Source organism: Burkholderia sp. Ap-955 (assembly GCF_011753045.1).
Classification (GTDB): Bacteria; Pseudomonadota; Gammaproteobacteria; order Burkholderiales; family Burkholderiaceae; genus Burkholderia; species Burkholderia lata_D.
Map to the genome: position 1 here is coordinate 1 of NZ_VWWH01000061.1, position 25,345 is coordinate 25,345.

A 25,345-nucleotide genomic window follows, 5' to 3' on the forward strand; every position below is an offset into this window, starting at 1 on the left:
GTATACGCGTCGCTCTCAACCGCGAGCGCGCCGAGCGGTGCCTGCGCGCGGAACGCGGCCAGCCACGCCGCATTGTTGACGCCCGCGAGCCCGCAGCCGAGCGCGCACTGCGACCAGTCGAATGCATAACCGGCCTGGGTGAACGCATCCGCGCAGGCCGCGCCGATCGACGCCCACGCGCGCTCGATGCCGAGCCCGAGCCCCGACGGGCCGCCGCGCCCCTGCGCGAGCTCGCGCCCGTGCCGGTCGGCCAGCACCGCGCGCGTGCCCGTGCCGCCGCCGTCGATGCCGATCGCAAAAAGTAATGCCGCCATGCCTTCATCCCGCTGATTCGAACAGGCGCCAAGCTTAACCGGATCGGCGCCGCGCGCCCATCTGCCGTTCGGCCGGCTGTTCCGTGAAAAGGGCTTCCGCTATGCTGACGCGATCGAATCGATACGGAAAGCGAGGCAGACGATGTCGCAGCGGTGCAACTGGGTGAAGACGGAAGCGGATGCTCACTATCACGATACCGAATGGGGCGTGCCGTCGCACGACGATCGCCACCTGTTCGAAATGCTGATCCTGGAAGGCGCGCAGGCCGGGTTGTCGTGGTCGACGATCCTGAACAAGCGCGCGGGCTATCGCGAAGCCTTTGCGGATTTCGACGTCGATGCCGTCGCGCGCTTCACGCCGAAGCGCATCGAGAAGCTGCTGGAGAATCCCGGCATCGTGCGCAACCGCGCGAAGGTCGAATCGGCGGTCACCAATGCGCGCGCCGTGCAGCGCATCCGCGAAGAGCACGGGTCGCTCGCCGCGTTCCTGTGGTCGTTCGTCGGCGATACGCCGGTCCAGAACGCGTGGCAGTCGTACCGCGACGCGCCCGCGTCGACCGAACAATCCGACGCGCTCAGCAAGGCGTTGAAGGCGTATGGCTGCAAGTTCGTCGGTTCGACGATCTGCTATGCGTTGATGCAGGCCACCGGCATGGTCAACGATCACGAAGTTGACTGCCCGTGCCACGCGCAATGCGCGGCGCTTAGCGGCAAGCAGCCCGCACGCCGCCGCAAGGCGGGCTGACGGCGCGGGGCGCACCGGAGCCGCCACGGCCCCGGGATTTTTCCCGGACCCAAAAGCAAAACGGCGGAGCGGCTTCTTTCGAAGCACGCTCCGCCGTTTCGCGGCGAACCGTAAGACGCTCTTAGTGGAGCTTCTTCGGCAGCATCTGGCTGCGCAGGCGCTTGTGCAGGCGCTTGACGGCTGCTGCCTTCTTGCGCTTGCGGACTGCGGTCGGCTTTTCGTAGGACTGGCGTTCGCGCAGTTCAGCGATCAGGCCATTTTTTTCGATAGCACGGCGAAAGCGGCGAATCGCCACTTCGAACGGCTCGTTTTCTTTCAGAAGAATCGTCGTCATGTCGTTCCTAAATTGCTTAAACGGTCAAAAACGTAGCGGCCAAGCGCCACGCACCGGCCATCCGAGCGTCCCCACAAACAGGCGAAACGAGCGGAAATACGGCCTCGGAGGCCGGAAAAGAGAGGCGGAAAGCACCGCGAGTACGCTTCACAACCGCGTGCAGCGCCGCGTTTGACTGCCAGCAGACATGCCGAAAACGGCAGAGGCTTGACAGAAATCTCAATTCAGCCCGCCATCATAGCAGAGAATCACAGACAAAACCACCCTTTTGCATCTCCCGGTGCGTCGCTCGGCGTGGCGCGGCCGATCGCCCCGTCGAACGGAGCCGGGTGCCGCGCCTGCCCGCGGCCCGGCCGGCCAAGCCGGGCGGGCCTTTCGGCCGACAACCCTCCTTCCGTCCCGAATTTACCCAAACATCCCTCTAAAGTTTTCTCCGGGTGCCGCCGTCAACCAGGAAAGGCGGGGCAGCGCCAGTCGCGATAAAGCGCAACGCCGAAATCAGAACCTGTCTGTATCCCAGCCATTTTCTAAAACGAGGAAGCAAATGCTGAACATCAACACCAACATCCTTTCGCTGACGACGCAGACGAATCTGTCGGGCTCGCAAAGCGCACTGTCGCAAGCAATCAACCGCCTGTCGTCGGGCAAGCGCATCAACACCGCTGCTGACGATGCAGCAGGCCTGGCGATCTCGACGTCGCAAACGGCGGCAATCAATGCGCTGACGCAAGGTGTTGCAAACGCGAACAACGGCATCTCGATGATCCAGACCGCCAACGGCGCGCTGCAATCGACGGTCGACAACCTGCAGCGTATCCGTACGCTGGCGCAACAAGCGGGCGACGGCTCGCTGGATTCGAGCGCTCGCGCGAACCTGCAAGCTGAAGTGTCGACGCGTCTCGGCGAAATCGACCGTGTCGCATCGCAAACGACGTTCAACAGCCAGACCATCCTGGGCGGCGCCGGCAGCGTCACGTTCCAGATCGGCGCTGCAGCGAACCAGGTCGTTACCGTCGACTTCGGCACGGCGAACTGGAACAGCACGGGCATGAGCGTGAACACCCTGAGCGTCGCCTCCCAGTCGGGCGCGCAATCGGCGATCACGGCGATCGACGCGGCACTGAAGCAAGTCAACACGTTCCAGGCAACGCTGGGCGCAGCACAGAACACGTTCCAGGCTGCGATCTCGACGACGCAAACCCAGGCAACCAACATGACCGCCGCTCGCTCGCAGATCACCGACGCGGACTTCGCGACGGAAACGGCGAACCTGAGCAAGGCGCAAGTGCTGCAACAAGCTGGTATCTCGGTTCTGGCGCAAGCGAACTCGCTGCCGCAGCAAGTCCTGAAGCTCCTCGGCTAATCGAGCAGCACCCGCGGCGGGCCACGCGCCCGCCCGCCTCCGGGCCCGGCGGCGTCGCCATGCGACGCATCGCGACGCCGCCGAAACCGCCCGGATCAGAATTCTCCAGGGAGGCACGCCTCCCTCTTTGCATTGAACCGCGGCGCCCCGCCGCATCGCGCACGTTGATTGCGCGGACGACCGGAGCAACGGCATGGCCACCACGACCCCCGTCAGCAGCACGGACATCAGCACCATCCTGGCGAATGCAGGTCAATCGATCATCAGCGGCGCGACCAATTCGTCGCTCGACGTCAATACGCTCGTCACGACGCTGGTGAACGCGAAGACGGCCGGGCAATTGCAGACCCTGCAGACCCGCCAGACGAACGACAATACGCAGCTGTCCGCGATCGGCCAACTGAAGGGTGCGCTGTCCTCGCTGCAGACCGCGCTCACCGGCCTCTCGGACGGCACCGCGCTCGGCAGCCTGGCCGCGACGGCGAGCGGCACGGGCATCGCGACGACGATCAAGAGCGGCAGCGGCGCGGTGGCCGGTTCGTATTCGGTCAATGTCACGCAGCTCGCGACCGCCAACAAGCTGTCGTCGGCCGGCGTGACGTCGGCGGACACGATCTCGGCCGGCTCGCTGAGCATCACGTTCGGCAGCAACCCCGCGTTCAACGTCAACGTGGCGGCCGGCGCGTCGCTGTCCGACATCGCGTCGTCGATCAACTCCGCGTCCGGCAATGCCGGCGTCACCGCGTCGGTCATCACCGGTTCGGACGGCCAGCATCTCGTGATGCAGTCGAACGCCACCGGTGCGGCCAACACGATCTCGATCACGGGCACGGGCGTCAACTCGAAACTGACGTCGGGGTACACGACGGTCACGCCGGCCGCCGACGCGAAGCTGACGATCGACGGCACGCCGGTGTCGAGCGCGTCGAACAACGTGTCGGGCGCGCTGACGGGCGTCACGCTGGCGCTGTCGCAGGCCGCTGTCGGCACGACGCAAACCGTCACGCTGTCGCAGGACACGGCCGCGGCGACGACCGCGATCAACAATTTCGCGACCGCATATACCAACTTCGTGAATACCGCGAAATCGCTGACGAGCTACGACCCGACGGCGAAGACCGCCGGCCCGCTGCTCGGCGACGCGATGATGAACACGATCAGGAACACACTCGCGACGACGCTCAGCAGCGGCGTCACGACGGGCGGCACGACCTATGCGCTCGGCAGCATCGGCATCAACGTGGACTCGACCGGCGCGATGTCGGTCGACACCGCCGCGCTGACCACCGCGCTCAAGTCGAACAGTTCCGCGGTGACGGCGATCTTCAACCAGACGAACGGCATCGCCCAGGCGCTCAATGCGAACATTAACTCGTACACGCAGACGTCCGGCCTGATCGACCAGCGCACCAACGCGATCAACGCCGATCTGAAGAGCGTGCAGAGTCAGGCGACGCAGCTGCAGACCTACTCGGACCAGCTGACCAAGCAATACAATGCGCAGTTCACCGCGCTGAACACGCTGATGGCGACGATGTCGAACAACACCCGCTACCTGACCCAGCTGTTCGGCGGCCAGAACAGCGCCGGCGCGATGGCCAACAACAAGTAAGCCTTGGCCGCACCCCTTCGGAGCCGAACCATGACGAACGACACCCTGTCCCGCGCCTTCGACCTGACCCGTGCCATGCAGTCGGCGGCCGATGCACGCGACTGGGTGCGCGTCGCGGCTCTCGTCGACGAACGCTCGCCGCTGCTGATGAACCTGTCCGGCGAGCAGACCCCGGACGTGCTGGACCAGGTACGGCAGATCATGGCGATCGACGCGTCGATCACGGAGCATGCGCAGACGGACCGTGACCGCCTGGCTGCGGAATTTGCGCAGTCCCAGGAGCGGATCAAGGCCGCGAGCCAGTACCAGAAGGCCGGCATGCTGTGACCGGCCGGGCGTCTCGCCCGCCGCGCATGTCGAATTAAAAGACGCCGCCAGTCGAGCGGTCCGTTGTCGCCGTACCGTCGAGCCGCTTCAATGCGGCTTTTTTTCGCCTGCAGGCGGGAGCGCGAGCCGGATCGCGCCGGCTACGCCCGCGTCGCGCGCTCGACGGCCGCGTCGATCATCTCGGGCGGCCGGCCCGACGATGCGCGAGCGCGGCCTCCAGCCGTGGCGCGATCCCGCTCGTCACGCGTCCCGGGGCGCCGTCTCGCCGGCCGCGTAGCGGGCCCACATGCCGTGCAGCGCGTCCTCGAGGTTGCGTGCGAAGCGCGACGCGTCGCACAGCGGCGACGCCAGCGCGCGCTCGCGCAGGGTTGCACGCAGCGTCACCAGCCCGTCGCGGTCGCGCGCGAACGCGACGGCCTTCGCGAGGTACGCCGCCTCGTCCTCCGCGATCCAGTCGCCCATGCCCGCCGCGTGCAGCAGGCTTTCGCAAATGTGCGTGACGAACCGGCTGCCCTTCATCCCGAGCACCGGCACGCCCATCCACAGCGCTTCGGCCGTGGTCGTGCCGCCCGGGTACGGGAACGGGCTCAGCGCGATGTCGATGCGGTTATACGCGGCAAAGTATTCCGCACGCGGCGAACCGCCTTCGAGGATCAGCCGATCCGCGCCGATGCCATGCCGCGCGAAGCGGTTGAGCGTCGCCTGGTTCACGTCGTCGGCGCCGAGCTCATGGGCCTTCAGCAGCAGGCGCGCGTCCGGCAGCGCGTGCAGGATGCGCGACCACAGCGCGACGACCTCGTCGCTGATCTTGATCAGCTTGCCGAAGCAGCCGAACGTGACGCCGCCATGAGTCGCCATCGGCAGCGGGCCGACCGCGACATCGTATGGCGGCGGCGTGAAGCACAGGTAGCTGTCCGGCAGCCGCCACGGCCGTTCGGTGAAGTGATGCGCCTCGTCGGCCGGCAGCGTATGCGCATCGCCGATGAAATAGTCGATCGCGCGGCAACCGGTCGTCGCGAAGAAACCGAGCCAGCTCGCCTGCACCGGCGCGGGCTTGTGCCCGAAGATCGGCAGGCCGCTCCAGTTGGTATGGCCTGCCATGTCGATCAGGATGTCGATGCCGTCGTCGCGGATCAGTTGCGCGGCCTCCTCGCGGCCCAGGCTGACCACCTTCTTCCAGCTCGCGAAGTTCGGCCTGAGCCGCGCGGTCACGTCGTCCTCGCCGACGAAGGTCACATAGGCATGCGGCTCGATGCGCGACCGGTCGATCCGCGCGAGCACGCTTTCAAGGAAGATGCCGACCGGGTGCTGGCGCAGGTCGCCCGACACGAAGCCGACGCGCAGCGGCCGCCCCTGCGCCTGCGCGACGCGCTGCGCGCGGTCGTGCTCGAACGGAAGCGCATCGCGCTCGAGATGTTCGCCGTAGCGGCGCGCCTCAGCGACCCACTCCTGGGGCTCGAACGCGGGCGAACTCGACATGTTGAACAGCATCCGCGAGTACGCGCGATGCAGGTCGTGCCGGATCGCCGAGCGGAACGCATCCAGCGCGCCAGCGAGATCTCCTTTCGCCCACAGGATGTCGCCGAGCGTCATCTGGACCTTCAGCGGATCGATGCCGAGCGCCCGCGCGATCTCGGTGTGCTTCATCGCCTCGTCGAACTTCTCGAGCCGAAACAGCGCGGCGGCGAGGTTGTGATGCGCGTCGGCATCGTCGGGGTTCAGGTCGATCGCGTGCCGGTGGCTCAGCTCCGCCGCAGCCAGCAGGTTGAGGTTGTGATACGCGAAGCCGAGGAAATTGTACGCATCGGCCAGTTCGGGATCGAGTTCGATCGCGTGCCGGCACGCCTGCACAGCCTGCCCGTATTCGCCCTGCTGGTTGCGCAGGTCGCCGAGCCAGGCCCACGCCCGCGCATGCGCGGGATCGATCGCGATCGCCCGCTCGAGCAGTTCGACCGCCTTGTCGAACTCGCTCATGCGCTGCAGCAGCCTGGCCAGTACGCAGTGCGCGTCCGCGTCGCCCGGATCGAGTCCCTCGCGCGCATGGTCGACCGCACCCCGCAGATCACCTGCCGCGCGCAGCGTCTCGCTCAGCCCCTGGTGCGCGACACGGAAGCCCGGTTGCAGCGCGATGGCGCGACGATAGGCATCCGCGGCATCGTCGAATTTCTCCTGCGCATGCAGCGCGTTGCCGAGATTGCAGTACGCATCCGCGTATTGCGGCTGGTGCGCGACCGCCTTGGCGTAGCTCGCCGCCGCCGCTTCGTGCTCGCCCAGGTCCTGCAGCGCGTTGCCGAGATTGTTGTACGCCTCCGCGTAACCGGGCCGCAGCTCGATCGCACGCGCGCAGCTCTCCATCGCAGCCGTCGGCTCGCGCGCGTCGCGCAACGCGTTGCCGAGATTGTTGTGCGCCTCCGGATAGTCCGGCCGCAGCCCCACCGCGCGACGGTAGTGCGCGATCGCGTCGTCGAGCCGGCCGCTTTCGCGCAGCATGTTGCCCAGGTTGTTGAAGTACGACGCGTCCGGCCGCGCGACGAGCGATTGCTCCATCAGCGCAAGCCCCGCGTCGTACTGCTTCAGCTGGCACGCCAGCAGCCCGAGGAAATGCAGCGCATCCGGCTGGCCCGGCTGCGCGGTGAGGATCGCGTCGTACAGCGTCTTCGCTTCCGCGAGACGCCCCGCCTGATGATGCGCCAGCGCGGACTGCAGCGTGTCGTGAATATCGTTCATGCTTCGTGTTCCGAGTTCGTATAGCGTTGCCACATGCCGATGAACGCCGCTTCGAGATGCGCCGCGAACCGGCGCGCGTCGCACAACGGCGACGCGAGCAGCTGCGCGCGCAGCCCGGCGCGCAGCGTCGCGAGCGGCTCGCGGTCGCGCACCGCCGCGATCGCCTTCGCGACGTAGGTGTCCTCGCCGTCAGCGACCCATTCGCCCATGCCCGCTGCGTGCAGCACGCTTTCGCAGATGTGCGTGACGAACCGGCTGCCCTTCATCCCGAGCACCGGCACGCCCATCCACAGCGCTTCGGCGGTGGTCGTGCCGCCCGGGTACGGGAACGGGCTCAGCGCGACGTCGATGCGGTTATATGCGTCGAAGTATTCCGCGCGCGGCGAACCGCCCTCGAGGATCAGCCGGTCCGCATCGATGCCATGTCGCGTGAAGCGCGCGACGGTCGCGTCGCGCACGCCCTCGCGGCCGAGCTCGTGCGCCTTGAGCAGCAGCCGCGCGTCAGGCAGCGTGTGCAGGATGCGCGACCATGCGCGCACGACGTCGTCGCCGATCTTCACGAGCTGGCCGAAGCAACCGAACGTCGGATGGCCGCGCGCTGCCATCGGCAGCGGGCCGACCTCGACGTCGCAGGCCGGCGGCGTGAAGCACAGGAAGCTGTCCGGCAGCCGCCACGGCTGCTCGACGAAGTGATGCGCTTCGGCGTCCGGCAGCGTGTAGCGGTCGCCGATGAAGTAGTCGATCGCGTCGCAGCCGGTCGACGCGAAGAAGCCGAGCCAGCTCGCCTGCACCGGCGCGGGTTTCCAGCCGAACAGGGCCAACCCGCTCGACTGCGTATGGCCCGCGAGGTCGACGAGGACGTCGATTTCGTCTTCGTGAATCATCCGCGCAGCCGCCTCCGGACCCAGCGCGGCGATCGAGCGCCAGGCGCTCGAGTGCGGCTTCAGTTTCGCGGTGATCGCGTCCTCCACGTCCGTGGTCACATACACGCGCAGGTCGATGCGCGTGCGGTCGAGGTGCGCAAGTACGCTTTCCAGGAAGATGCCGACCGGATGCAGGCGCAGGTCGCCGGACACGAAGCCGACACGCAGTGGCCGCCCCTGCGCGCGCGCCGCCCGCTCGCGCGGATCGTGCGCATGGCGCGTCGAACGCGCGGCCAGGTGCCGGCCGTAGCGCCGCGCGTCGGCCAGGTAGTCGGTGGGGTTCACGCAAGCGGACGCCGCAGCGCTGAACAGCAGCCGGTTCAGCACGGTCGCCGCGACATCGTCGGCGTCGTCGCGCACCAGCGCAAGCGCATCGCGATACGCGTGGACCGCGGCATCGACGTTGCCCTGCGCGCGCAGGATGTCGCCGAGATTGACGTGCATCAACACGGCCGGCGGGCCGGCCTGCAACGCCTGCCGGCAATACACGAGCGCCTCGTCGAGCCGCTGCAGCTTCAGCAGCACGACGGACAGGTTGTGGCACGCGCCGGCGTCCGCCGGATTCAGCGTGACGGCCGTGCGATGGCTCGCTTGCGCCTCGTCGAGCCGGTCCAGTCCGTGATACGCGTTGCCCGCGTGGTTGTGCGCTTCGGCGAGGTTCGGCGCGAGCCGGATCGCGTCCTGCGCATGCACGAGCGCTTCCGCGCAGCGCAGTTGCCGGTGACGCACCGCGCTCAGGTTCGCGTGGGCCATCGCCATCGACGGGTCCAGCTCGATCGCGCGGCCATAGTGCGTGGCGGCGCCATCGAGGTCGTCCAGGTCTTGCAACGCGTTGCCAAGGTTGTTGTACGCCTCCGCATAGCCGGGGCGCAGCTCGATCGCGCGCGTGCAGCTCTTCATCGCGGCCGCCGGCTCGCGCGCGTCGCGCAGTGCGTTGCCGAGGTTGTTGTGCGCCTCCGGATAGTCCGGCCGCAGCCCCACCGCGCGCCGGTAGTGCGCGATCGCGTCGTCGAGCCGGCCGCTTTCGCGCAGCATGTTGCCCAGGTTGTTGAAGTACGACGCGTCCGGCCGCGCGACGAGCGATTGCTCCATCAGCGCAAGCCCCGCGCCGTACTGCTTCAGCTGGCACGCCAGCAGCCCGAGGAAATGCAACGCATCCGGCTGGCCCGGCTGCGCGGTGAGGATCGCGTCGTACAGCGTCTTCGCTTCCGCGAGACGCCCCGCCTGATGATGCGCCAGCGCCGCCTGCAATGCCTGTCCTGTTCCGTCCATCTCGTCTGCTTTGCTCATTAGGAATGCGGATCGTGTCCGAAGTCGATCCGCCTGCCGCCGTGTCCGATCATCACGGCCGACGCCGCCATCCCATCGCGTGCCATCCCGACGACGGTGTCGCGCACGCGCCACCGGTCGGAATGACGATCACGTCGGCCGGCGCGGTGTTCAGCGCGCGGGGCGCCATGTTCCGCCTGCCGCCGGCGTGGAAATGCCCACGCATGTCACGTCGTGAGCGGCCTCACACAGATGCGCCCGGCGCGGCTTCGACGTGCTGCGCCCACATGCCGTGCAGTGCGTCCTCGAAGTGGCGCGCGAAGCGGGGCGCGTCGCACAGCGGCGACGCGAGCACCTGCGCGCGCAGCATCGTGCGCAGCGCCGCCAGCTCGGCGGGCTGGCCGACCTGCGCGACGGCCTTCGCGACATACGCGTCGTCGTCGTCCGCGATCCACTCGGGCAGCCGCGCCGAATGCAGCAGGCTCTCGGCAATGTGCGACAGGAAGCGCTCGCCGCGCCGGCACAGAACGGGCACGCCCATCCACAGCGCTTCGGCGGTCGTCGTGCCGCCCGGATACGGGAACGGGCTCAGCATCAGGTCGACGCGCCGGTACGCGGCCAGGTATTCGGCGCGCGGCGAGCGGCCTTCGAGGATCAGGCGCTGCGCGTCGATGCCGTGCGCCGCGAAGCGCGCGGCAAGCGCCTGCTGCTCGCGCGGATCGTCGAGATGCTCCGCCTTCACGAACAGCTTCGCGCCCGCGACCGATTGCAGCACGCGCGACCAGACCGCGACGACGTGATCGGTGATCTTCGCGAGCTTGCCGAAATAGCCGAAGGTCGGATGGCCGTTCGCGAGCATCGGCAGCGCCCCGACGTCGACAGGCTCGGCCGGCGGCGTGAAGCACAGATAGCTGTCCGGCAGATGCCACGGCCGCTCGGTGAAATGTGCGGCCTCGGCGGGCGGCAGCACGTGACGGTCGCCGATCACGTAGTCGATCGCGCGCACGCCGGTGCTCGCGAAATAACCGGGCCAGCTCGCCTGCAGCGGCGCCGGCTTCCACGCGAACAGCGGCAGGCGGTTGTAGACCGTGTGGCCCGCCGCGTCGAGCAGCACGTCGATGCGGTCCGCGCGGACACGCGCGGCCGCCGCTTCGTCGCTCAGGCCGGCAATGCAGGTCCACGTCGCGAAGGCCGGCTTGATGCGGGCGGTCACGTCGTCCTCGATGTCGCGCGTCGGGTACGCATGCATCTCGATCCGGTTCGCGTCGAGATGCTTCAGCATGCTCTCGATGAAATAGCCGACCGGATGCGCCTTCAGGTCGCCCGACACGATGCCGACCTTGAGCGGCCGCCCGGCGCGGGCGGTCAGGTCGACGAGCCAGTCCGTCCACGGCGTCGCGCACCGCGTGACGACTTCGTCATAGCGCGCGGCCTCGGCGAGATAGGCGTCGTGGTCGAACGCTTCGCTGCAGTGGCTCGCGAACAGCAGGTTGCTGCGCGGCTCCGGCAATTCGGGGCGCAGCGCGACCGCGTGCCGGTAAGCCTCGAGCGCGGCCGGAATCTCGTTCAGGTCGAACAGCGCATTCGCAAGGTTGTTGTAGGCCTGGCCGTTGTCCGGCTTCAGCGCGATGGCCTGGCAGAACGCATCGACGGCCGCGCGGGCGTCGCCGGCGAGCCGCAGCGCGTTGCCGAGGTTGTTGTACGCATCGACGTAGTCGGGTCGCAGCTCGATGGCGAGACGGAAGCACTCGGCGGCGGCGGCGTGACGGTTGTCCGCCTGCATCACGTTGCCGAGGTTGTAGTAGTACATCGCGTCCGGCTTGACCTCGATCGCCGCCATGATCAGGTCGGATGCCTCCTGATAGCGCCCGTACTGATGGCCGATCAGGCCGAGGAGGTGAAGCGCGTCCGCGTGCCGGGGATCGGTGTCGAGGATCCGCCGGTACAGCGTCTCGGCCTCTTCCAGCCGGTCGGCCTGATGGTGCGCCAGCGCCTGTTCGATCGTGGCGGCGGCGGGGGAGGTGGGCATCATGATGCTATGTCGTCCTGGTAGCCAATACGGGATTCGAATCGCGGCCGGCACCGCTGCGTCGGCGCACGCCTTCGCCCGCGGACGCACGCACCGACGGTCTCCGACGTGTCCGAATTCTCCTCGCGCACGCCGCGTTCCAATTTGGCGAGCAGGTGCTGGAATTGGTCGTTATTCCCGCGACTGCAAGCCGCACCCGCGGGCGCCCCCGAATGCGCACCGGGCACCCGCGTATCCGTCGAAATGCGGGGTGAAACCACCCGCTAATCCGACATTCGATCCTGGCGGCGCTCGCTAGACTTGATCGCAGAAAGATGTCCGACTTGCGACGCTCGGACGGTTGCGCATTCCGATGCCACCGCGCCGACACGCGCTCGTCCGGTCACACCCTTTGTGCCTGGAGCCCTGTGTATGCACGAATCAGCGATCATCACCAACGCAGATGGCGATCAGCTCGCGGCGCGCCGCGAACTGTTCGACCTGATGCAGACCTACCCCGCGACGCGCGAGGAACTGGAACGGTCGCTCGGCCTGTTCGTGCGCGGCTCGCTCCTCGCACGCATTCTCGCGACCTTTGAGATCTATCAAAAAATCGTGCCGCTGCCGGGCGCGATCCTCGATCTCGGCACGTGGCGCGGGCAGACCGCCGTGCTGTGCGAGAACTTCCGCGCGATTCTCGAGCCGCTGAACTTCCAGCGCCGCATCCATGCATTCGATACGTTCACGGGCTACACGGGCTTCGCCGAGCACGACACGCGCGACCGCAAGCTGTTCTCCGACGGCACGTACTCGCTGTCCGGCGAGTACGCCGACCTGCTGCGCAAGCTGCTGAACCTGCACGAGCGCAGCAACGCGATGGGGCACGTGCATGACAAGCACCACGTATGGGAAGGCGACTGCCGCGACACGCTGGCGGCGTTCGACGAAGCGCATCCCGGCGAGATGGTCGCGCTCGCGTGGTTCGACCTGAACGTGATCGAGCCGACCCGGCACGCGTTCGACGCGGTGATGGAGCGGCTGGTGCCCGGCGGCGTCGTCGCGTTCTGGCAGCTCACCCGCGGCGGCCAGCTGCCCGCGGAAGGCGTCCATTACCTGCGCGACCTGCTCGGCAACCGTCCGCACCAGATCCACAAGGCGGCGGCCTATCCGTCGCTGTGCTACCTGTCATTCCCCGAGGGTGGAGGCGCACGCAAATGAAAATCGCCATCCTCGGCAACGGCATTCTCGGCCTGATGACGGCCCGCGCATGGCAGCGGGCCGACCCGGGCGTCGAGCTCGTGATCGTCGGCCACGCGCATCGGCCCGGCTCGGCCACGCGCGCTGCGGCGGCGATGCTCAATTCGTTTACCGAGCTGGAAGGCGATTCGCTCGGCACGCCGATCGACCGCTTCAAGTTCGAGCTGAGCCGCGGCGCGACGGCGGCCTGGCCCGCCGTATTCGCTGAAATCTGCACGCCGGAGCGCGCGATCGCGCACGGCTTCGGCACCTTCGTGCTGAACAACGCGGCGACCGACGCGCTCGACGACGAGAACTTCGCGGCCATGCAGCGGTTCTGCCGCGAATTCGAGGAGCCCTGCGAGGCGGTCGATCCGTCAGGGATCCCGAACTATCATCCGGACCCGCGCTATCGCGCGCTGAAGGCGGTCTTCCTGAAGCGCGAAGGCTGGGTCAATCCGAAACAGTTTCTCGATGCGCTGACCGAGTCGGTCGCGCAAGCCGGCAATGTGCGCTTCATCGACGCCGAGGTCGAGCGGCTCGACACCGCGGCCGGACGCGTCACCGGGGCGCGCCTGTCCGATGGCAGCATGCTCGGCGCGGACCGCTTCATCCTCTGCAACGGCGCCAACGTGACGCGCGTACTGCAGGCGAGCCTGCCCGAGCTGCCGGTGCAGCGGATGTTCTACGGCGTCGGCATGTCGGTCGAACTGCAGAGCGCGGAGAACGTGCACACGCACTGCGTGCGCACGACCAACCGCGGCCTCGCGTGCGGTGTATATTCGGCGCCGCACGGGCCTGACCGGACCCTCGTCGGCGCCAGCAACTACATCAGCCCGGTGCCGCACGAGCACGGCCACGCCGGCAGCGCGTACACGCTGCTCAAGTCCGCGATGGACCAGATCAACACCCGCTTCTCGCGCGCGAGCCTGGTCAACGTCAACGTCGGCTGGCGGCCGACGACGTCCGACCTGTATCCGCTGTTCGGCGAAACCAGCGTGCGCGACCTGTGGATTCTCGGCGGCACCAAGCGCGACGGCTTCCACCTGTCGCCGGTGCTGAGCCGCGATCTCGTCGCGGCGATGCGCGGCGAGCCGATCGATCCGCGCTACGCGGAACTCGCGCCCGAACGCCCGCTGATCCGCAACATGACGCGCGAGGCCGCGATCGCGAAGACGGTACGCCATCAGATCAATGCCGCGTACCAGCACGACTTCGTGCCGGCGCGCAACCGCATGGTCGAACAGCTCCAGAACGCGATCCGCGCGGACCTGGAGGCGCTGCACGACAAGCTGGGCGCAACGGACTGGGGCATTCCGCCCGAGCTCGTCGACATGTACCGGTACGGCCACATTCCGGCATGAGCGGTGCGACCATGAACCGCGACGCGAAGCGGGTGGCGATCGTCCAGTCCAACTACATTCCGTGGAAGGGCTACTTCGACCTGATCGCCGCCAGCGACGAGTTCATCCTCTACGATGACGCGCAGTACACGCGCCGCGACTGGCGCAACCGCAACCAGATCAAGACGCCGCAGGGCGTGCAATGGCTGAGCGTGCCGGTGAAGGTGAAGGGCAAGTATCACCAGTCGATCCGCGAAACCGAGATCGACGGCGCCGACTGGGCGCCGCTGCACTGGAAGGCCCTGCAGCAGAACTACGCGCGCGCGCCGCACTTCGCGCGCTATGCGGACGAGCTCGAAACGCTCTACACCGGTCGCACCTACGGGATGCTGAGCGAGCTGAATTTCGCGATGCTGACGTGGGTCCTCCGGCAACTGGAGATCGGCACGCGCGTGTCGTCGACGTCGGACTATGCGCTGCACGGCGACCGCACCGAGAAGCTGCTGAACCTGTGCGTGCAGGCGGGCGCGACCGAGTACCTGTCCGGCCCGGCCGCGCGCAGCTACCTCGACGAGAACCTGTTCGCCGATGCCGGCGTCGCGGTGCGCTGGTTCGACTATCCGACCTATCCCGAGTATCCGCAGCAATGGGGCGACTTCGTCCACGGCGTGACGGTGCTCGACGTGCTGTTCAACTGCGGTCCCGAAGCGCGCCGGTACGCGCTGACCTCGAAAGACTGAGGTGATGTCCATGAGCGAATCCCGGCATGCGAGCCTGCTGGAAGAAGTGGCCGCGTACTACAGCGCGCGGCTGGCGGAGCACGGCGCGACCGCGCGCGGCGTCGACTGGAACGGCGAAACCGGCCAGTTCCTGCGCTTCGAACAACTGACGAAGATCCTGCCCGCGTCCGGCGGCCACTCGGTGAACGACATCGGCTGCGGCTACGGCGCGCTGGTCGATTTCCTGAAGGCGCGCGCGCTGCCGGACGGCTTCGCGTATGCGGGCTACGACATCTCGTCCGACATGGTCGACGCCGCGCGGCAGCGCTACCGTGACGACGCGAACGTCGCGTTTCATGTCGGCGCGGTGCCGCAGGCCGCGTCGGACTACGGGATCGCATCCGGCATCTTCAACGTCAGGCGCGGTCACGGCGACGACGCGTGGCTCGACTACATCCACGCGACGCTCGACACGCTGCACGCGACGAGCCGGCTGGGCTTCGCGTTCAACTGCCTGACGTCGTATTCCGATCCGCCGTTCATGCGCCCGGACCTCCTGTACTACGCGGACCCGTGCGCGCTGTTCGATCGCTGCAAGCGCCGCTATTCGCGCCACGTCGCGCTGCTGCACGACTACGGCCTGTACGAATTCACGATTCTCGTCCGCAAGGACAACTGAGCGGCGCCGCGCGCGAGCCGCGCGGCCAAACGTCCCCCTTACCGCGGAGCCTGACCATGTTCGGCCCACCCAATCTCGACTGCATTCCGTTCGGCCGCCCGTTCGTGGTCGGCAAGGAGCTCTACTACATCGCGAAAGCGGTCGAGCAGGGCGGCCTCGCCGGCGACCAGGCGTTCACGAAGCTCTGCCACCGCTGGCTGGAAGCGCGCGTCGGCTGCCAGCGCGCGCTGCTCACGCACTCGTGCACGGCCGCGCTCGAGATGGCCGCGATCCTCGCCGACGTGCAGCCCGGCGACGAAGTGATCATGCCGTCCTACACGTTCGTGTCGACCGCCAACGCGTTCGTGCTGCGCGGCGCGACGCCGGTGTTCGTCGACATCCGCCGCGACACGCTGAACCTTGACGAGACGCAGATCGCCGCCGCGATCACCCAGCGCACGCGCGCGATCGTGCCGGTGCACTACGCGGGCGTCGCATGCGACATGGACGTGATCGGGCAGCTCGCGGCGGACCACGACCTGTGGGTGATCGAGGACGCCGCGCAGGCGCTGCAGTCGACGTGGAACGGCAAACCGCTCGGCAGCCTCGGCCACCTCGCGTGCCTCAGCTTCCACGAGACCAAGAACGTGATCTCGGGCGAAGGCGGCGCGCTGCTGGTCAACGACCCGCGCCTCGTCGAGCGCGCGGAGATCATCCGCGAGAAGGGCACCAACCGCAGTCAGTTCTTCCGCGGGCAGGTGGACAAGTACACCTGGGTCGACGTCGGCTCGTCGTTCCTGCCGGGCGAGCTGATCGCGGCGTTCCTGTACGCGCAGTTCGAGCACGCGGACGTGATCACCGCGCAGCGGCGCGCGACCGTGCAGCGCTACCAGGACGCGCTGCAGCCGCTGCACGCGGACGGGCTGATCGAGCTGCCCGCGATTTCGCTCGCCGAGCGCGGCAACGGCCACATGTTCTATTTCCTCGCACGCGACCTCGCCGAACGCACCGAACTGCTGCAGCAGATCCGCGCGGTGGGCGTGAACGCGGTGTTCCACTACGTGCCGCTGCACAGTTCGCCGGCCGGCCAGCGCTACGGGCGCTGCGGGTCCGGCATGGCGGTGACGGACCTCGTCGCCGACCGGCTCGTCCGGCTGCCGCTGTACCACGACATGACCGAAGCCGAACAGGATCGCATCCTCGACGTGGTCTTCAATTTCTACCGCACCCGATAACGATGACGACTCCCCAACCTGGCTCGGCGCACGGCGGTTCGCGCATCTTTACGCGACTCGACCACCCGTACTACATACACGCGCCGAATTTCCGGCAGACCTCCGGCGGAATTCGCGCGATGCACTACCTGTGCCACGTGCTGAACCTGCTCGGCCACGAAGCGTACGTCTGCACGCCGGTCGTGCATCCTGAGCTGCGCACGCCGCCGCTGACCCACGACATCGTGCAGGCGCACGCCCGCGCGAATCGCAGCCCGATCGTCGTCTATCCGGACGTCGTCGCCGGCAATCCGTTCAACGCGCGCTGCGTCGTGCGCTACCTGCTGGCCGAGCCCGGACGCATCAACGGCGAACCGATCAGCCTGCAACCGAACGACCTCATCTTCACGTTCGGGCCGTCGCTGGTACCCGAAGATTGGAAAGCGGACCTGCTGCGCATGCCGCTGGTCGACACGCGCATCTTCAACAGCGACGGTGTCGACGATGCCCGCCGCAACGGCACGGCCGTCTTCATCAATCGCCACCTGCGGCGCGGCGGCACGCTGCATCCGGTCACCGCCGAGTCGATCGAAATCTCGACCCGCGTGCCGGAACGTTCGGCGCACGAACTCGCGGCGCTGTTCCGACAGGTTGAGTGCGTGTACATGTACGAATGGTCCACCGCCGTGTTCGAAGCGCTGCTGTGCGGCTGCCCGGTCGTGTGCATCATGAATGACGCGTCGCTGTCGGAGCCGACCCGGTGGGTGATGGACGGCAAGGGCATCGCGTGGGGGCTCGACGAACACGAGATCGCCCACGCGAAGGCCACCGTTCACGAAGCGCGCAGCGTCTACCTGAAGGAAGAGGAAACCTTCTGGCAGCAGTTGCGGAACTTCGTCGAGCGGACCCAGGCCCACGCGGACAAACTGGATGCGCAGGCCGTCGCGACGGGCGCCGCCGCCCAGGGACAGCCCGCGTCAGCGCCGCGCTCGTGCATCGCGGTCGTCACCGCCGAACCGGCCGACCACGCGCGCACCAGCCTGCGCTTCGTGCAGCCGTTCGCGCGGCTGGACCGCGAATGGGCGCTGACTTTCCCTGTCACGCAAGCCGGCGTCGATCCCGACGCGCTGCAGCGCGCGGACCTGATCGTGCTGCAGGGCGACACGCCGGGCCTGCTGTCCGCCGCCACGCTGGAACACCTGTTCTCGCTCGGCAAGCCGGTCGTCCTCGAGATCGACGCGCCGCTCGACACGCTGCTCGCCGACATTCCCGGCGCGACCGACAACGCGCGCCGCAAGGCGGGCATCCGCAGCGCCGTGCAGCGCGCGCATGCGCTCGTCGTGCCGTCGGAAGCGCTGGTGCGGCAGTACCGTCATGTCAACGCATCGGTCCACGCGCTGCCGACCGGCGTCGATCTCGAGCGTCTGCACCGCGCGGCGCCCGGCGTGCGCGACCACGTGAACCTCGCGGTTTCCGGCACCGGTCTCGACGGCGTGCGTCTCGAGCAAGTCCGCCAGGCGCTGGCCGAACTCCGCCGCCGGTTTCCGGGGAAGCTCCGGGTGTCGTTCGTCGGCGCGGCGCTGCCGGCCGGCTGGGACCGCGAACCGGATGTCACGCTGATCGCGGAGCCTGCCCCTTACGACAGCTACGCCGACGCGCTGAAGCGCGCGGACCTCGACATCGCGCTGGTCGCGGCGCCGGTCACGTTGCGCGACGATGCGCCGCCGCGTGCATGGCTCGAATCCTCGGCGGCCGGCGCGGCCACCGTGCTCGTCGCCACGCCGGCGCAAGGCTGCCCGGTTGTCCACGGCCGCACGGGCTGGCTCGTCGCCGACACCACCGACGCGTGGATCGACGCGATCGCGCACCTGATCGAGCATCCGCAAACCCGCGCGCAACTCGCCGCGGCCGCGCAGGATGCGATCCGCGCGCAGCACGACATCGGCCGCAACGCCGCGCGCCACGGTGCGCTGTACGCGCGGCTGCTGGCGGAGAACCGGACGCTGGCGCCCGTCGCCGCGACTGCGGACGCCGCACCGCGCCGCAAGCGTCTGATCGTGTATTCGATCGATCCGGACGCATGCGCGTCGTCGCGAATTCGCCTCACGCTGCCGTTCGGTCTGCTGAACGACGAATGGGAACTCGTCCCGGGCATCCGGGACGGCCAGATCGACAGCAGCGCGCTGGCCACGGCCGACGCCATCCTGCTGCACCGGCTGACGCCCGGCATGCTGACGGGCAACGACCTGTATACGATCTTCAGGCATGAAAAACCGGTGATCTACGAGACCGACGACCTGCTGACCGACCTGCCGGCCGCGCATCCGCTCGCCGCGCAAGGCGGGATGGCCCGCGCGGGGATCGAGCTCGTGCTGCGCAACGCGGACGCCGTGATCGTATCCACGCCGTACATCGCCAGCCGCTACCGGCTGTCGCACCCGCGCGTTCACGTGCTGCCCGACAGCGTCGACTTCGACCGGTTCTACCGCCCCGTGGCGGCGCGCGGCGACGACTGCGTGACGATCGGCATCGCCGGCGCGTCGCTGCGCGCCGACAACTTCGCGCTCGTCGACGCGGCGCTGCAGGCGATCTGCGCGCGCCATCCCGGCAAGGTCAGGGTGAGTTTCGTCGGCGCGGACGTCCCGCCGGGCTGGGCCGGCCACCCGGCCGCCGGGTGCGAGCCCGAGCTTCACGACTACGACGCGCACGCACAACGCCTGCCGGAACGGCGCTGGGACATCGCGCTGCTGCCGCTCGCCGACCACGACTACAACGCCGGCACGAGCACGATCCAGTGGCAGGAATACGCGGCGGCCGGCATCGCCTCGATCGTCAGCGACCGGCCAGCCTATCGCTTCGCGCTGCACGACGGCTGCGACGGCCTGCTGGTCCCGGATGCGCCGCAGGCCTGGGTCGACGCGCTCGACCGGCTGATCACGAACCCGGCGCTGCGCCGCGGGCTCGCGCGCACGGCGCAGGCGAAGGTCCGCAAGCATCACGCGCTGCAGCAGGCGCTGCCGCGCTATCGCCATGTGTATCAGCAGTGCATCGACAAAGGCGCTGTCGACACCCCGCCCGGCCGGCCGGATGCGCCGATCCCCGGCGCGCTGATCCTGGACGCCGAGGGTGACCTCGACAAGGTCCGGCTGAGCCTGCAGGAAATCGCAAGGCGGCCGGAACAGGATCTGCTGGCGGTCGTGGTGACCTCGTCACAGGCGCCGCTGCCCGAATGGACCGACAAGGTACGCTACCTGCACGCGCCCGCGCACGAGTACACGGCTACCGTCGAGCAGCTCTGCGCACTGCCGGCGTTCGACTGGACGCTGATCGTCGAGGCGGGCGACGGGCGTGCCGCGCAGGCACGCACGCCCGCCGATGCCGCGATCGCGTAGTTCGGCGCGCGCCGTGCCGCCTGCCTGACGCTGGCGGCCCGGCGGGCTATCCCGGCAGCGCGGCCTGCGCTCAGTTGCTCGAACAGCCGCCGCAACTGCTCGAGCTGCATGAGCTCGACGAACTGCACGAACTCGAACTGCTGCTGTCCCCGGCGTCCGAGTCGAACGAACCGCTCGACCCGCCGGTTTGCACGGCAACGGGCGGCGGTGCCATCAGCACTTTCGAATGCGCGGCCCACCCGGTGCCGGCGAGCGCGCCGGCGCCGAACAGCGCGGCCGTCCACAAGAGCCCGTCCGGCGTCGCGCGGTCACCCCGGCGTTGGTCGCGGTGCGCGTCGAGCGCCGCCTCGCCGCTGCGCGTCATGCCGCCGCACCCGAAGCCGGGCAGGCGTCCGACCATGAAGTGGTACGCGACCATGAACGCCGCCATGACAATCATCAGCAGCAGCACGGGCCGGCCGCGGCTCAGGCCGACCGCGAGCTTCGCCGCGCCCGCGCCGAACACGAGCAGCAGGATCGCGCGCGCGGCCATCCGCGTCGCCCGCATCTCGCCCGGCGCCCAGAGCCAGCCTTTGCGCTGCAACGCTGCGGCGCAGTCGGCTTCGCGCCACGCGAGACGCTGACGAAACGCGTGGCAGCTCGTCTCGCCACCGGGTTGCCGCCTCAGCCATTCCCAGTCGGCGCCATACGCGCCTGCGTGTCGCGGATCGTCGATCCGCACCCGCGCGCCGTGGACCTTGCTCATCCGCAGCTCGATCGCACCGGCATGCGCGAGCGACAGCATCGCGACCTGCGCCATTCGCGCGCCGCCGCCCGCGAGATACGCCGCTTCCTCCGCGCTCAGGTCGGGTGACGATTCGGGGGCGCGCGGTCCCCACGCACGGTGGCGGTATTCGATCCACTGCAGGCCGGCGATCAGCAGCAGCGCGGCAACGCAAAGCGGCACGTAGAACAACCCGAGAAAGTCCGGCCCCGAGAAGTCCAGCACATTGAAATCGCTCGCGCTCGCGCAGGTCGCCGCGACGCTGATCGCCGCCGTCGGCCACGCGAACTTCGCGAAGCGCCGCCAGCGTCGCGGGCGCGCGGCGGGCTCGCTCGACGGGCCGTCGCGCAGTTCTGCGCGCTGCACCGGGGCGTCGGCGAGCACGGCCGGCTCGGCCACGGGGCGCGGCCAGATCGCTTCGGGCGGCTCGCAGCCGAACAGCCGGCGATAGCTGTCGAGCGTGTCGCGATAGCGCTGCGCGTACACGGCGGCCTCGTCCGGCGCGCCCGTGCCGGGCATGTGATGCAGCCGCGCGCGCAGCACGCCGGCGCAGAAGACGTCCCAGTATTCGAGCGTGTACTGCAGGTGGAAATGCCACGCGGCATCGACCGCGACCGACGGCGTGACCGGATGTCCGGCCGCCTGCGCGAGAAACGCGAAGCGCTTGTATTCGTCGATCACGGCCAGCGCGTGCGCATGCGACCAGCCTTCGGCTTCGGCAAGGCAGAGGCTGTACGGCAGCGGCGCGGTCGGGTCGTCGGGGGAATAGGCGTGCAGACGCGCGAGCAGCGCCTGCTGCGCATCGGTCAGCGCGCGGGCATCGACTGCGGTCGAGGTAGACAGGATGGCAGCCATCGGGAGTCGGCGCGATGCGCGGACGGCCGCCGCGATCGTCGCTTGGAGTGTCGTTGCGGGCGATTCTCGCACAACGGCGAGGCAACCCGACATCGGCACGCCGGCTGTCCGGGCGGCCGGCGCGTTCGCCGGCCCCCGCGTCAGAAATCGAGCTGCGCCAGCGGGATGCCGAGCGCGGCCGCGATCTTCCTGCGCACCGACTTGCGCAGCTTCTCGCGTTTTTCGCGTTTTTCGCGTTTCGCGTAATCCGAGCGACTGATGCCAATCCGCTGCGCAACCCCTGCCTTCGGAGTTTTACCGACGTTCCCCCCGCCCTTGCCCGGCAAGGGCTCGACACGCGTCGCACGGCGCAAAACCAAGGCTGCACAAGGTCAATCAAGGCCGCCCCGGCTCACGCCAGCTGCAATCCGGCTGCACGGCTCACACCGCATCCGCCCGTGACGTGCCCGCCAAGCGCCCATCAAGCACTCCCCACGGAAAGCGTAAGGCCCGATGCACGTCGCGACACGCGCCGCGCTGCGTCTCCGCACAGGCCACGCATGCGTGTCGTTGAACGCCGCCCGGCGAAGCTCGACCATGGGAACCCTCTCCACTGCCTCACTGCCCGGGACCTCGCCATGGCAAGCAGCACGACATCGACAAGCCTCCACCACGCGCCGGCCGGCGACTGCGTCGCGTTCCCGCATCGGGAGCGCCGGCCATGATCGTGCGCACCTTGCAGGGCGACACCGTCGACGCGCTGTGCTGGCGCCACTACGGCCGCACGGACGGCACCGTCGAAACCGTGCTCGAAGCCAACACCGGGCTCGCCAGCCTCGGCGTCGTGCTGCCGGCCGGCACGCCCGTCCATTTGCCGCCGCTCGACACCGCCATGCGCGCCCGGCCGTTGCTGCAACTGTTTGACTGACCCTGGAATCGCCCGCATGGCCGAACCGAACCTCACCACCGCCGCGATGCTGTCCGCCGCGATCGGCGTCGCCGGGCTCGCGCCCGGCATCGACGGCAACGCGCTGATCGGCGCGTTCACGGGCGCCGCGCTCGTGGTCGTCACGTCGAAGGAAATCGGCGTCGCACGGCGCGCCGCGTACCTGCTGATCTCGCTCGTGATGGGCTATCTCGCCGCGCCGGAAATCGTCGGCGCCACCCCGATCCATTCGACGGGCGTCGCCGCGTTCTTCGCGGCCGCGCTCGTCATCGCCGTCACGCTGCAACTCATCGAACGGGTCAAGACGCTGGACCTGCTCGCGCTGTTCCGCAAGGGGGGATGACATGCCGCTCCCGCTCGTGCTGATCGCGCTCTGCGCTTACGTCGCCGTGCTCGTGCGCGTGCTCACCTACCGGCGCAACGGCGCGCGGCACCGGCATCGCGCGTCCTGGTTCGCCTGGATCGTCGTGGCGGTCGCCGGCGGCGCATCGATCGAATTGCTGCTGCATGCCGGCTCCGTCGGCTTCTTCGAAGCGGCTACCGCCGTCCTGCTGGCGATGTCCGTCTGCGGCACGCGCGGCAACGTCGCCCGCCTGCTCAGGAGTGAATGAATCATGAAGACCCGCCGCCTCGGCGACCACGGCGACGACGTCGGCCTGCTGCAACGCCGGCTGATCCGCGCCGGCTATCCGGTGCAGGTCACGCACCTCTACGACGCGGCGACCGAAGCCGCCGTGATCGCGCTGCAACGGAACACCGGCCTCGTCGACGACGGCATCGCCGGCCCGAAGACCTGCGCCGCGCTGGCCACCGGCCGGCGCGATCCGACCCACCTCGCGCTCGCCGATCTCGAACGCGCCGCACGCACGCTCGACGTGCCGCTCGCGTGCATTCGCGCGGTCAACGAAGTCGAGTCGCGCGGCGCCGGGTTCCTGCCCGACGGCCGGCCCGTGATCCTGTTCGAACGCCACGTGTTCTGGAAGCGGCTGCAGGCACGCGGCATCGATCCTGCACCGTTCGCGGCGCGGCAGCCGGACATCGTGTCGCGCACACGCGGCGGCTATCGCGGCGGCGCCGCGGAATACACGCGTCTCGCGACGGCCGAGTCGATCGATGCCGGCGCCGCGTGGGAATCCGCGAGCTGGGGCGCGTTCCAGGTGATGGGCTATCACTGGGCGCGCCTCGGCTATGCCGGCATCGACGAATTCGTCGCGTGCATGGAAAGCGGCGAAGCCCGGCATCTCGACGCCTTCGTCCGTTACATCGCGGCCGACGACGCGCTGCGCCGCGCGCTCGCCGCCCGCCAGTGGGCCGCATTCGCACGCGCGTACAACGGCCCCGACTACGCGGCGAACCTCTACGACGTGAAGCTCGCGCGCGCCTATGACCGCTATGCGTCGCAACCGGCCGCGTCGACGCCGGGCGGATCCGCATCGGCCGGCGCCCCGTCCGCCGCATGAACGGGCTCGTCGCGAAATTCGCCGCCTGCATCGCCGCGCTTGCCGCATGCGCCGCCGCGGCGCTGGTCGTGCATGCGCTGCGCGCCGACCTGGGCGCCACACGGCAGCAACTCGTCGACGCACGACAGGCGCTTGCCGGGCGCGACGACGTCATCTCGCGCATGCGGCAGGACACCGCCGAGCGCGCACGACAGCAGGCCCGGCTCGACCGCTCGCAGGCCGCGATCGCATCGAAGCTCGACGCCACCCGACTTGAAAACCGGAGATTGACCGATGAAAACGCCGCGCTTCGCGCCTGGGCTGGTACTCGTCTGCCTGACGACGTTGTCCGCCTGCAAGCCAATCCCGCTCTCACCGGCGCCGACGCTTACGTCGAATACGTGCCAGGCGGTGAGTCCCTGCACGCTGCCGATGCTCGCGCCCCGCACCAACGGTGAGCTCGATGCCGCGCTCACGCTCGCGAAGGCCGCGTGGGCGACCTGCGCGGCGCAAGTCGACATGATCGCGGCATGCCAGGCCGGCACACCCGCAACCCGCCACGGAGCGCATCCGCATGATTAAGCCAGACAGCCTGCGGCGGGCGCTCGTCGCCGCCATCCCGTCACTCGGGACCGAACCGGGCGCGCTGACCGTGCTCGTCGAGCAAGGATCGATTGCGACCACCGGCACGCTGACGCCGTCGTTCGAATACCGGTACACGGCCCACGTGCTCGCGACGAATTTCTCCGGCGACACGGATCCGGTGTTCGTCGCAATCGTCGAATGGGTCCGCAAGAACCAGCCGGATCTCGTGACGAATCCCGCCGCACGCACGAGCGGCATCACCTTCGAGGTCGGCGTTCGCGACCCGGCAGCAGTCGACCTGTCGATCCGGCTGGCGCTGACGGAAAGCGTCAACGTCGCAACCGGTCCTGACGGTCGGCACGTGATCACCCACGTCGACGACACGCTGGTCGATCCGGCCAACACGCTCACCTGGGTCGCGCTGCCGCAGATCAGGTAAGCCCGGTAAGCCCACCTTCACGCACACGGCATCGGAGTCGCGTGCGGTCGAGAGAACGCCGTGCGCCGTGAGTGCGCGGTGTTCTTCCGCATGCATTCGCCCCGGCAACGGCTGCGCGCGGCAGCCGGCCATCTCGTTTCGGCCGCCTCGTTTCG

At 68.6% G+C, this 25,345-nt stretch carries 23 protein-coding genes and 1 pseudogene; 17 read left to right on the forward strand and 7 right to left on the reverse strand.

What is annotated here, in order from left to right; genetic code table 11:
- Positions 1–314: pseudogene (locus tag F3J15_RS25940) on the reverse strand (ATPase); the annotation flags it as partial.
- 142 nt (positions 315–456) lie between these two features.
- Between F3J15_RS25940 and F3J15_RS25945 the strand changes: the two are divergent.
- Positions 457–1,059 carry a DNA-3-methyladenine glycosylase I gene (locus F3J15_RS25945; protein ID WP_166894885.1) on the forward strand — a complete coding sequence of 201 codons (603 nt, stop codon included), beginning with the start codon at positions 457–459 and terminating at the stop codon, positions 1,057–1,059.
- Between the two features lie 121 nt (positions 1,060–1,180).
- Here F3J15_RS25945 and rpsU read toward each other — a convergent pair whose 3' ends face one another.
- The gene (gene rpsU, locus F3J15_RS25950; protein ID WP_006401410.1) at positions 1,181–1,393 is read right to left on the reverse strand and encodes a 30S ribosomal protein S21; all 213 of its coding nucleotides are present in this window, start codon (positions 1,391–1,393) and stop codon (positions 1,181–1,183) included.
- A 544-nt stretch (positions 1,394–1,937) separates the two neighbouring features.
- Between rpsU and F3J15_RS25955 the strand changes: the two genes are divergently transcribed.
- From F3J15_RS25955 to F3J15_RS25965, 3 genes are all read left to right on the forward strand, one after another.
- The gene (locus tag F3J15_RS25955; protein WP_069246851.1) at positions 1,938–2,756 is read left to right on the forward strand and encodes a flagellin domain-containing protein; all 819 of its coding nucleotides are present in this window, start codon (positions 1,938–1,940) and stop codon (positions 2,754–2,756) included.
- Positions 2,757–2,949: 193 nt separating this feature from the next.
- Entirely contained in the window at positions 2,950–4,368 is a 1,419-nt protein-coding gene (fliD, locus tag F3J15_RS25960; RefSeq protein WP_166894887.1) for a flagellar filament capping protein FliD, read from the forward strand.
- Positions 4,369–4,398: 30 nt separating this feature from the next.
- On the forward strand, positions 4,399–4,695 hold the full coding sequence (locus tag F3J15_RS25965; protein ID WP_069246849.1) for a flagellar protein FliT: 297 nt from the start codon (positions 4,399–4,401) through the stop codon (positions 4,693–4,695).
- A gap of 240 nt (positions 4,696–4,935) precedes the next feature.
- On the opposite strand, the gene F3J15_RS25970 is transcribed toward F3J15_RS25965, so the two are convergent.
- The 3 genes from F3J15_RS25970 to F3J15_RS25980 all read right to left on the reverse strand — a co-directional run bounded on the left by F3J15_RS25970 (position 4,936) and on the right by F3J15_RS25980 (position 11,646).
- Positions 4,936–7,422 carry a tetratricopeptide repeat protein gene (locus tag F3J15_RS25970; protein WP_166894889.1) on the reverse strand — a complete coding sequence of 829 codons (2,487 nt, stop codon included), beginning with the start codon at positions 7,420–7,422 and terminating at the stop codon, positions 4,936–4,938.
- On the reverse strand, positions 7,419–9,617 hold the full coding sequence (locus F3J15_RS25975) for a glycosyltransferase family 41 protein (protein ID WP_166894933.1): 2,199 nt from the start codon (positions 9,615–9,617) through the stop codon (positions 7,419–7,421). The genes F3J15_RS25970 and F3J15_RS25975 overlap by 4 nt, the downstream gene beginning before the upstream one ends.
- 241 nt (positions 9,618–9,858) lie before the next feature.
- On the reverse strand, positions 9,859–11,646 hold the full coding sequence (locus F3J15_RS25980; protein ID WP_166894891.1) for a tetratricopeptide repeat protein: 1,788 nt from the start codon (positions 11,644–11,646) through the stop codon (positions 9,859–9,861).
- 408 nt (positions 11,647–12,054) lie between these two features.
- Here F3J15_RS25980 and F3J15_RS25985 point away from each other — a divergent pair, with 408 nt between their 5' ends.
- Genes F3J15_RS25985 through F3J15_RS26010 form a run of 6 tightly spaced genes read left to right on the forward strand, consistent with a single transcriptional unit; the run spans position 12,055 to position 20,184 of the window.
- Positions 12,055–12,840 carry a class I SAM-dependent methyltransferase gene (locus F3J15_RS25985; protein ID WP_069246845.1) on the forward strand — a complete coding sequence of 262 codons (786 nt, stop codon included), beginning with the start codon at positions 12,055–12,057 and terminating at the stop codon, positions 12,838–12,840.
- Positions 12,837–14,222 (forward strand): FAD-binding oxidoreductase, encoded by a 1,386-nt coding sequence (locus tag F3J15_RS25990; RefSeq protein ID WP_069246844.1) that lies wholly within the window; start codon positions 12,837–12,839, stop codon positions 14,220–14,222. Before F3J15_RS25985 ends, F3J15_RS25990 begins: the two co-directional genes overlap by 4 nt.
- Positions 14,219–14,941, forward strand: a complete 723-nt coding sequence (locus F3J15_RS25995; protein ID WP_089444747.1) for a WbqC family protein — start codon at positions 14,219–14,221, stop codon at positions 14,939–14,941. The genes F3J15_RS25990 and F3J15_RS25995 overlap by 4 nt, the downstream gene beginning before the upstream one ends.
- A gap of 10 nt (positions 14,942–14,951) precedes the next feature.
- Complete coding sequence (locus F3J15_RS26000) at positions 14,952–15,599, forward strand: class I SAM-dependent methyltransferase (RefSeq protein WP_166894893.1); 648 nt, start codon at positions 14,952–14,954, stop codon at positions 15,597–15,599.
- 56 nt (positions 15,600–15,655) lie between these two features.
- Positions 15,656–16,813 carry a dTDP-4-amino-4,6-dideoxygalactose transaminase gene (gene rffA, locus F3J15_RS26005; RefSeq protein WP_069246841.1) on the forward strand — a complete coding sequence of 386 codons (1,158 nt, stop codon included), beginning with the start codon at positions 15,656–15,658 and terminating at the stop codon, positions 16,811–16,813.
- Between the two features lie 2 nt (positions 16,814–16,815).
- Entirely contained in the window at positions 16,816–20,184 is a 3,369-nt protein-coding gene (locus tag F3J15_RS26010; RefSeq protein WP_166894895.1) for a glycosyltransferase, read from the forward strand.
- A 70-nt stretch (positions 20,185–20,254) separates the two neighbouring features.
- Here F3J15_RS26010 and F3J15_RS26015 read toward each other — a convergent pair whose 3' ends face one another.
- Together F3J15_RS26015 and F3J15_RS26020 are read right to left on the reverse strand one after the other, a co-directional pair.
- Positions 20,255–21,802, reverse strand: a complete 1,548-nt coding sequence (locus F3J15_RS26015; protein ID WP_166894897.1) for a TIGR04222 domain-containing membrane protein — start codon at positions 21,800–21,802, stop codon at positions 20,255–20,257.
- Positions 21,803–21,942: 140 nt separating this feature from the next.
- Entirely contained in the window at positions 21,943–22,128 is a 186-nt protein-coding gene (locus tag F3J15_RS26020; protein ID WP_240159160.1) for a hypothetical protein, read from the reverse strand.
- A 374-nt stretch (positions 22,129–22,502) separates the two neighbouring features.
- Between F3J15_RS26020 and F3J15_RS26025 the strand changes: the two genes are divergently transcribed.
- From F3J15_RS26025 to F3J15_RS26050, 7 genes are read left to right on the forward strand one after another with little or no spacing between them, the layout of a single operon-like run.
- Entirely contained in the window at positions 22,503–22,709 is a 207-nt protein-coding gene (locus F3J15_RS26025; protein WP_166894899.1) for a tail protein X, read from the forward strand.
- Positions 22,710–22,725: 16 nt separating this feature from the next.
- On the forward strand, positions 22,726–23,070 hold the full coding sequence (locus F3J15_RS26030) for a putative holin (RefSeq protein WP_069246837.1): 345 nt from the start codon (positions 22,726–22,728) through the stop codon (positions 23,068–23,070).
- A gap of 1 nt (position 23,071) precedes the next feature.
- On the forward strand, positions 23,072–23,338 hold the full coding sequence (locus F3J15_RS26035; RefSeq protein WP_166894901.1) for a phage holin family protein: 267 nt from the start codon (positions 23,072–23,074) through the stop codon (positions 23,336–23,338).
- 3 nt (positions 23,339–23,341) lie between these two features.
- Positions 23,342–24,187, forward strand: a complete 846-nt coding sequence (locus F3J15_RS26040; RefSeq protein ID WP_166894903.1) for an N-acetylmuramidase family protein — start codon at positions 23,342–23,344, stop codon at positions 24,185–24,187.
- Positions 24,184–24,624, forward strand: a complete 441-nt coding sequence (locus tag F3J15_RS26045) for a protein lysB (protein ID WP_166894906.1) — start codon at positions 24,184–24,186, stop codon at positions 24,622–24,624. The genes F3J15_RS26040 and F3J15_RS26045 overlap by 4 nt, the downstream gene beginning before the upstream one ends.
- Complete coding sequence (gene lysC, locus F3J15_RS37870; RefSeq protein ID WP_226207559.1) at positions 24,512–24,748, forward strand: Rz1-like lysis system protein LysC; 237 nt, start codon at positions 24,512–24,514, stop codon at positions 24,746–24,748. Before F3J15_RS26045 ends, lysC begins: the two co-directional genes overlap by 113 nt.
- The gene (locus tag F3J15_RS26050) at positions 24,741–25,190 is read left to right on the forward strand and encodes a phage tail protein (protein ID WP_166894908.1); all 450 of its coding nucleotides are present in this window, start codon (positions 24,741–24,743) and stop codon (positions 25,188–25,190) included. The genes lysC and F3J15_RS26050 overlap by 8 nt, the downstream gene beginning before the upstream one ends.
- Positions 25,191–25,345 lie beyond the last annotated feature (155 nt).

What these genes read in the sequence shown, in the direction of transcription:
- F3J15_RS25945 (WP_166894885.1), top strand. Translation starts at nt 457, where the DNA reads ATGTCGCAGCGGTGCAACTGGGTGAAGACGGAAGCGGATGCTCACTAT.
- rpsU (WP_006401410.1), bottom strand. Translation starts at nt 1,393, where the DNA reads ATGACGACGATTCTTCTGAAAGAAAACGAGCCGTTCGAAGTGGCGATT.
- F3J15_RS25955 (WP_069246851.1), top strand. Translation starts at nt 1,938, where the DNA reads ATGCTGAACATCAACACCAACATCCTTTCGCTGACGACGCAGACGAAT.
- fliD (WP_166894887.1), top strand. Translation starts at nt 2,950, where the DNA reads ATGGCCACCACGACCCCCGTCAGCAGCACGGACATCAGCACCATCCTG.
- F3J15_RS25965 (WP_069246849.1), top strand. Translation starts at nt 4,399, where the DNA reads ATGACGAACGACACCCTGTCCCGCGCCTTCGACCTGACCCGTGCCATG.
- F3J15_RS25970 (WP_166894889.1), bottom strand. Translation starts at nt 7,422, where the DNA reads ATGAACGATATTCACGACACGCTGCAGTCCGCGCTGGCGCATCATCAG.
- F3J15_RS25975 (WP_166894933.1), bottom strand. Translation starts at nt 9,617, where the DNA reads ATGGACGGAACAGGACAGGCATTGCAGGCGGCGCTGGCGCATCATCAG.
- F3J15_RS25980 (WP_166894891.1), bottom strand. Translation starts at nt 11,646, where the DNA reads ATGATGCCCACCTCCCCCGCCGCCGCCACGATCGAACAGGCGCTGGCG.
- F3J15_RS25985 (WP_069246845.1), top strand. Translation starts at nt 12,055, where the DNA reads ATGCACGAATCAGCGATCATCACCAACGCAGATGGCGATCAGCTCGCG.
- F3J15_RS25990 (WP_069246844.1), top strand. Translation starts at nt 12,837, where the DNA reads ATGAAAATCGCCATCCTCGGCAACGGCATTCTCGGCCTGATGACGGCC.
- F3J15_RS25995 (WP_089444747.1), top strand. Translation starts at nt 14,219, where the DNA reads ATGAGCGGTGCGACCATGAACCGCGACGCGAAGCGGGTGGCGATCGTC.
- F3J15_RS26000 (WP_166894893.1), top strand. Translation starts at nt 14,952, where the DNA reads ATGAGCGAATCCCGGCATGCGAGCCTGCTGGAAGAAGTGGCCGCGTAC.
- rffA (WP_069246841.1), top strand. Translation starts at nt 15,656, where the DNA reads ATGTTCGGCCCACCCAATCTCGACTGCATTCCGTTCGGCCGCCCGTTC.
- F3J15_RS26010 (WP_166894895.1), top strand. Translation starts at nt 16,816, where the DNA reads ATGACGACTCCCCAACCTGGCTCGGCGCACGGCGGTTCGCGCATCTTT.
- F3J15_RS26015 (WP_166894897.1), bottom strand. Translation starts at nt 21,802, where the DNA reads ATGGCTGCCATCCTGTCTACCTCGACCGCAGTCGATGCCCGCGCGCTG.
- F3J15_RS26025 (WP_166894899.1), top strand. Translation starts at nt 22,503, where the DNA reads ATGATCGTGCGCACCTTGCAGGGCGACACCGTCGACGCGCTGTGCTGG.
- F3J15_RS26030 (WP_069246837.1), top strand. Translation starts at nt 22,726, where the DNA reads ATGGCCGAACCGAACCTCACCACCGCCGCGATGCTGTCCGCCGCGATC.
- F3J15_RS26035 (WP_166894901.1), top strand. Translation starts at nt 23,072, where the DNA reads ATGCCGCTCCCGCTCGTGCTGATCGCGCTCTGCGCTTACGTCGCCGTG.
- F3J15_RS26040 (WP_166894903.1), top strand. Translation starts at nt 23,342, where the DNA reads ATGAAGACCCGCCGCCTCGGCGACCACGGCGACGACGTCGGCCTGCTG.
- F3J15_RS26045 (WP_166894906.1), top strand. Translation starts at nt 24,184, where the DNA reads ATGAACGGGCTCGTCGCGAAATTCGCCGCCTGCATCGCCGCGCTTGCC.
- F3J15_RS26050 (WP_166894908.1), top strand. Translation starts at nt 24,741, where the DNA reads ATGATTAAGCCAGACAGCCTGCGGCGGGCGCTCGTCGCCGCCATCCCG.